Origin of the sequence: Microcystis sp. M109S1, from assembly GCF_020247025.1 — a bacterium.
Lineage (GTDB): Bacteria > Cyanobacteriota > Cyanobacteriia > Cyanobacteriales > Microcystaceae > Microcystis.
Window position 1 is genome coordinate 1 of record NZ_JADBRW010000164.1, and the last position, 5175, is coordinate 5175.

At 45.5% G+C, this 5175-nt stretch carries 6 protein-coding genes; 1 reads left to right on the forward strand and 5 read right to left on the reverse strand.

All coding sequences use genetic code 11. The features are described from left to right. Positions 1-333 precede the first annotated feature (333 nt). The 5 genes from IM322_RS07820 to rpmH all read right to left on the reverse strand — a co-directional run bounded on the left by IM322_RS07820 (position 334) and on the right by rpmH (position 2972). Positions 334-828, reverse strand: a complete 495-nt coding sequence (locus IM322_RS07820; RefSeq protein WP_287673491.1) for a Jag family protein — start codon at positions 826-828, stop codon at positions 334-336. After that, positions 828-1976 (reverse strand): membrane protein insertase YidC, encoded by a 1149-nt coding sequence (yidC, locus tag IM322_RS07825; RefSeq protein WP_287078584.1) that lies wholly within the window; start codon positions 1974-1976, stop codon positions 828-830. The genes IM322_RS07820 and yidC overlap by 1 nt, the downstream gene beginning before the upstream one ends. Before the next feature lie 84 nt (positions 1977-2060). Continuing rightward, positions 2061-2456, reverse strand: a complete 396-nt coding sequence (locus IM322_RS07830) for a PH domain-containing protein (protein WP_002797763.1) — start codon at positions 2454-2456, stop codon at positions 2061-2063. Further along, positions 2446-2808, reverse strand: a complete 363-nt coding sequence (gene rnpA, locus IM322_RS07835) for a ribonuclease P protein component (protein ID WP_287673490.1) — start codon at positions 2806-2808, stop codon at positions 2446-2448. Before rnpA ends, IM322_RS07830 begins: the two co-directional genes overlap by 11 nt. A 26-nt stretch (positions 2809-2834) precedes the next feature. After that, a complete protein-coding gene (gene rpmH / locus IM322_RS07840) occupies positions 2835-2972 on the reverse strand; it encodes a 50S ribosomal protein L34 (RefSeq protein WP_002739276.1) in 138 nt (45 codons plus the stop codon). Between the two features lie 90 nt (positions 2973-3062). Here rpmH and IM322_RS07845 point away from each other — a divergent pair, with 90 nt between their 5' ends. After that, positions 3063-5027 carry an amylo-alpha-1,6-glucosidase gene (locus IM322_RS07845; protein ID WP_287673488.1) on the forward strand — a complete coding sequence of 655 codons (1965 nt, stop codon included), beginning with the start codon at positions 3063-3065 and terminating at the stop codon, positions 5025-5027. Positions 5028-5175 lie beyond the last annotated feature (148 nt).

Sequence of the window (5175 nt, forward strand, 5' to 3'; positions counted from 1 at the left end):
AGGGACTTTTTCCCTGAAAATTAGGTAATTGACCACCTGAAAATGGGTAAAACCCCACACCCCACACCCCAACCCCCAACCCCCAACCCCCAACCCCCAACCCCCAACCCCCACCGAAAAACTTTTTCAGCAGACCCTAACTAGGGTTTGCGGCAAAAAGTTTTTCGTGGGAAGTGGGAAGTGGGGACAAGGGAGCGGGTTTTTAAAGTTGGATGGGGAGTTAATCGCACTATTAAAAACATCAATCGATGACAAAAATTTGGCTGGCAGAGCTTTTAGAGCAAAAACAGGCGAAAAAACGCAAGAGGGCAGGTTTTACCCCACCCTTTGGTCTTATTTTAAACGAATTACTAACCGGCGATCGGGTTCCACGCCGCGACTTTCCGTGGTTAAATCGTTTTCTTCCTGAAAAAAGGCATGAATTTGGCGACGTTCCGCCGAAGATAGGGCTTTTAATTCTATTTCCTGCCCTGTTTGCCGCACTTGCGTCGCCGCTTGATTCACCCAGTCGAAAAGTTCTGCCTGTCTTTGTTGACGATAGCCATTGATTTCGACAATATAGAACTGATGTTCTGCCGCCTCGACACCAATATTCAGAATCGTATTAGCTAGGGATTGAATCGCATCCAGTCCCTCACCCTTGTTAGCGAGGAGAAGTTCCACTTGTTGGGGACTCAATTGACTGCTATCAATAATCAACCAACAGGAGGAAGGTCCAGTTCCCAATTCCTGCACACCAATCTGGACATCTGCGGACATGGCCATCAACTTTAGCAGTTTTTCCAGCCATTGTTTAGCTTTCTCGCTATTTTGCTCCCATATACTCATTACGATGTTTTTTCCTTTTTCTTGCTAGAACGTTTTTCAAAGGGGAGAGCATCGCGGGATTTTTCCGTTTTTTCCTGTTGCGCTACCAATTTTTGCAGGTTTTCCGGTAAAGGTTCCCGCATCAAAATCACCGTTTGAATAGTTTGGAAGATGTTCGCGGTTAAGATATACATCAATACCCCCGCCGGTAAGGGGAAAAACAGGAACATCATACTAAAAATTATCGGGGTGATTTTATTCACCGTTTGCTGTTGTTGGGCTGCCCCCCCCGAAGGCGCGCCGGCACCGGATAACTCTTGGTTAACATAGATACTAATGCCGAAAGCGATCACCATCGCCAAAATATCCCAGTGAATTTCACCATTCGCACCGGTTGCCCCAATTCTTCCCAGGGCCTCAATAAAGAGAAAACCCGTATTAGCGGCAATCCCCGGCACGATAACTTTAATACTGGCATCTCCGGGGGCTAAAGCGACGATGGAACCGTCTTCATTAACTTGCAGCAGTTCTTGCCCTTTAAGCACCTCGTAGGTGGGTTTTAGGTTATTTTCGGGTACTTCCGTGGCTAATTGGCTTAAAGACTTGCCCTGGTCGTTTTGGAGGTCGATTTTTACCTGTTCTCCCGGGGCGATTTTATTGCCTTGGGGTAAAAAAGCGGTGATGGGATAGTGGAGAGATTCGTCAATATAGACGTTTTGGGGTTTGGTGGCATAGGGTTGCCGCTGGACGAGGGCGATTTGTTCCCTTGGCAGCACTTGTAAATCGACGGTATAGTTAATGTCCGAGAAGGGGGAACCCCGCAGAGTGGCAAATAAAGCCAAAAGAATCGGCATTTGTAATAACAGGGGTAAACAACCCGCTAGGGGATTGCCCAACTCCTGCATTAATTTGCCCATTTCCTCCTGTTGTTTTTGGGGGTCATTTTTGTAGCGTTGTTGAATTTCTGCCTGTCTTTCCTTCATCAAGGGTTGAGTGATTCGCATTTTTCTCATATTGCGAATCTGGCCGGCGCTGAGGGGAAAGACGGCAAATCTGACCACCAGCGTTAAAGCAATGATGGCGAAACCGTAACTATGGACAATCCGAAAGAAAAAATCTAGGATTGGCAACATGATATTTGTGGAAATAAATCCGACTCCAAAATCCATGGGTTTAATCTATGCCTTCTCGTTTAGTAGGGGTTCACTTTGACAAATCTAATTTATCGAATCTCGGCGATCGATTATTTTGTTTTATTGACTGATGATCGATTCTAGGGGACGACCGGTTTTATCGGCGACTCTTTCGGCAATATAGTCATGAATTTCGCGGAATTTCGGCATCGAGCGCATTTCTAAACGACTTCTATCCTTGAGAGTTACGACAATATCCCCCCAAAGACCAATTCCTCTCGGCATTTTCGCCACTTTTGCCACTTCTGAATAGATAATATCTGTGCGATCGCGTCCCATCCAACCCCCAGTGATCGAAATCCGCCGATCGGTTATCTTATATCTTAACCAGATTGCCCGCACCACTGCCCCAACGGTCAAAGGTAAACAAATCACCGTAAATCCTAGCAGGATATTGATGATTAGGTCGCCGATGTGCGGACCCCCTTCATAAAAAGTTTCTTCTTTAATGCCCATGAATTATATTGGCCTTCACTAACAACTGCTTTAATTCTCGCAAAAAATGTTCATAATTGCACTCGATCGCCTCGGAACGGATAATGATTATCCCTCGCCATCCTGTCGCTATTTCTGGCAATAACTGCCGAATTGCCGCTCGCATTTGCCGTTTTAGTCGATTACGAACCACCGCTTTTTTACTAACTTTCTTGCTAATCGAGATGCCAAAACGACTGGGAAGAGGCTTATCCTGGCCAGAATCCTCTAAACTAATTAAGGTTAAGTGGGAACCGTGATAACGCCTCCCTTTTCCATAGACAGCTTGAAAATCCTGTCGATGTTTTAAGCGATGAACTTGGGGTAATCCCACGAAAATTAGTCGGTTCCCAGAATAACCTAAACACTTAAACGATAGCGCCCTCTTTTCCGACGAGCTTTAATCACTTTGCGTCCGTTGACGCTACGCATTCTCGCTCTAAATCCGGAAGTGCGCTTCTGTTTGCGCGTGGTTCCTTCTAAAGTACGTTTACTCACTGCCGATTTTCCTCCTTAAGATAGAGTTAGTCTATAGATATAAAGACACAATTTTTAATTATAACAAAATTACTAGGAATTTGGAAGCTCATGGTCAAGCTCCGTTTCGGTCGGGATATCTGTAATTATCTTCCGGTGGCTGAAAAGCGCGAATGGTTAGTCACTAATGGTATCGGTGGTTTTGCTGCGGGAACCGTGGCCGGATTGCTAACTCGCTGTTATCATGGCCTCTTGATCGCTGCTTTGGCTCCACCGACGAAAAGAACGCTTCTTGTGACTAAAATCGATGAATCGGTACAATATAACCAGAAAATTTATCATCTGGCCAGCAATCGCTGGTTAGGTGCTACGATCGAACCGCAAGGCTATATTAATATCGAAAGTTTTCATCTGGAAGGGACAATTCCCGTCTGGACTTTTATCTGTGGAGATGCCTTACTAGAAAAGCGTATCTGGATGGAACAGGGAGAAAATACCACCTATACTCGCTATACCTACCGTCGCGGCAATTCTCCTTTAACCCTGAATCTGACTGCTTTTGTCAATTATCGTGATTTTCACGGCAATACCCAGAGTTTTAACTGGCAAATGGCTATTAGTCCCCTGGAAAAAGGAGTAAGAGTGATTGCCTATGACAATGCTGTACCTTTTTATCTATTAATCAGTCAAGGGGAGGTTTTTCCCGCTAATATCTGGTATTATCGCTTTGATTTGGCCGTGGAACGTTATCGTGGTTTAATCGATCGGGAAAATCATCTCCATGGGGCTAGTTTTTCGGCTACTCTTAAAGTGGGAGAATCGGTGACAATTGCCGCTAGTACCCGTCCCGATGCCAATTTAAACGGTCAATCTTCTTTAGAGTCTCGCTATCGCTACGAGAATAGTCTGATTAATCCCCAGCAGCCCGAATGGATTCAACAACTGACCCTCGCTGCCGACCAGTTTATCGTTAGTCGTCCTCTCCCCGATCAACCGGACGGCAAAACGATAATCGCGGGTTATCCTTGGTTTGGTGATTGGGGTCGCGATACGATGATCTCCCTAAGAGGATTAACTTTGACTACAGGCAGACCTGCGATCGCCCGTCAGATTTTACTAACCTTTTCCCGTTATCTAGACCGGGGTTTATTGCCGAATTTACTACCCGATGGGGGAGAAATGCCCGAATATAACGCTGTCGATGCTATTCTTTGGTATTTTGAAGCCATTCGTTCCTATTTTAACCAAAGCCAAGATTTTGAGTTTCTCAGAACTATTTATCCCGCTTTAACGGAAGTGATCGCTTGGTTTCGTCTCGGTACTCGCTACAATATTCACCTAGATGACGATGGTTTGATCTATGCCGGCGAAGCGGGAGTACAGTTAACTTGGATGGATGCCAAAGTTGATGATCTGGTGATTACTCCCCGCATCGGCAAACCCGTAGAAATTAATGTCCTTTGGTTCAATGCCCTCAAAATAATGGTTCAATTTGCCCAGTATTTGGGCATGGATGCCACTGATTACGAAAAAATGAGAAAAATGACCCTAAAAGGGTTCTCTCGCTTCTGGGATGATTCTCTGGGGTATTGTTACGATGTTTTGGATACGGAAAAGGGTAATGATGCCAGTTTACGACCGAATCAACTTTTTGCCGTGTCTTTGTCGGTGGAGGAGTTATTAAATTCCCCACAGAAAAAGGGCATTGTCGATATTTGTGCTTTAAAATTGTTGACTTCTCGCGGTTTGCGATCGCTAGATGCCGATCATCCTGATTACCGTGGCGTTTACCGTGGCGATCGCTTAAAAAGAGATAGTGCCTACCATCAGGGGACAGTCTGGGGATGGTTATTAGGGGCATTTATCGAGGCCCATCTGAAGGTCTATCGCGATCCCATTCTAGCTGAGAGTTTTTTAACACCGATGATCGACCATCTTCGGGATAGCTGTATCGGTAATTTAAGTGAAATTTTCGATGGCAATGCCCCTTTTACCCCTAGAGGTGCTTTTGCCCAAGCATGGACAGTGGCAGAGGTATTAAGGGTTTGGCAAGTGATCCGAGAATTTCGGCCATAATCCTTTAAATTGACATCCTCACCGCCGTAAACGGACGGTGATTCCCAAACCTCACGATTTAGGTTTCTGCTTCTTTCCCTTGCGGGGTTCCGCACCTGCCTTAACAGAGTAAATCTGTTCTGGTCTTATGGTCGCTCTACAGACTGAC

Coding starts and splice junctions, on each gene's coding strand:
- IM322_RS07820 (WP_287673491.1), bottom strand. CDS start 828: ATGAGTATATGGGAGCAAAATAGCGAGAAAGCTAAACAATGGCTGGAA.
- yidC (WP_287078584.1), bottom strand. CDS start 1,976: ATGGATTTTGGAGTCGGATTTATTTCCACAAATATCATGTTGCCAATC.
- IM322_RS07830 (WP_002797763.1), bottom strand. CDS start 2,456: ATGGGCATTAAAGAAGAAACTTTTTATGAAGGGGGTCCGCACATCGGC.
- IM322_RS07845 (WP_287673488.1), top strand. CDS start 3,063: ATGGTCAAGCTCCGTTTCGGTCGGGATATCTGTAATTATCTTCCGGTG.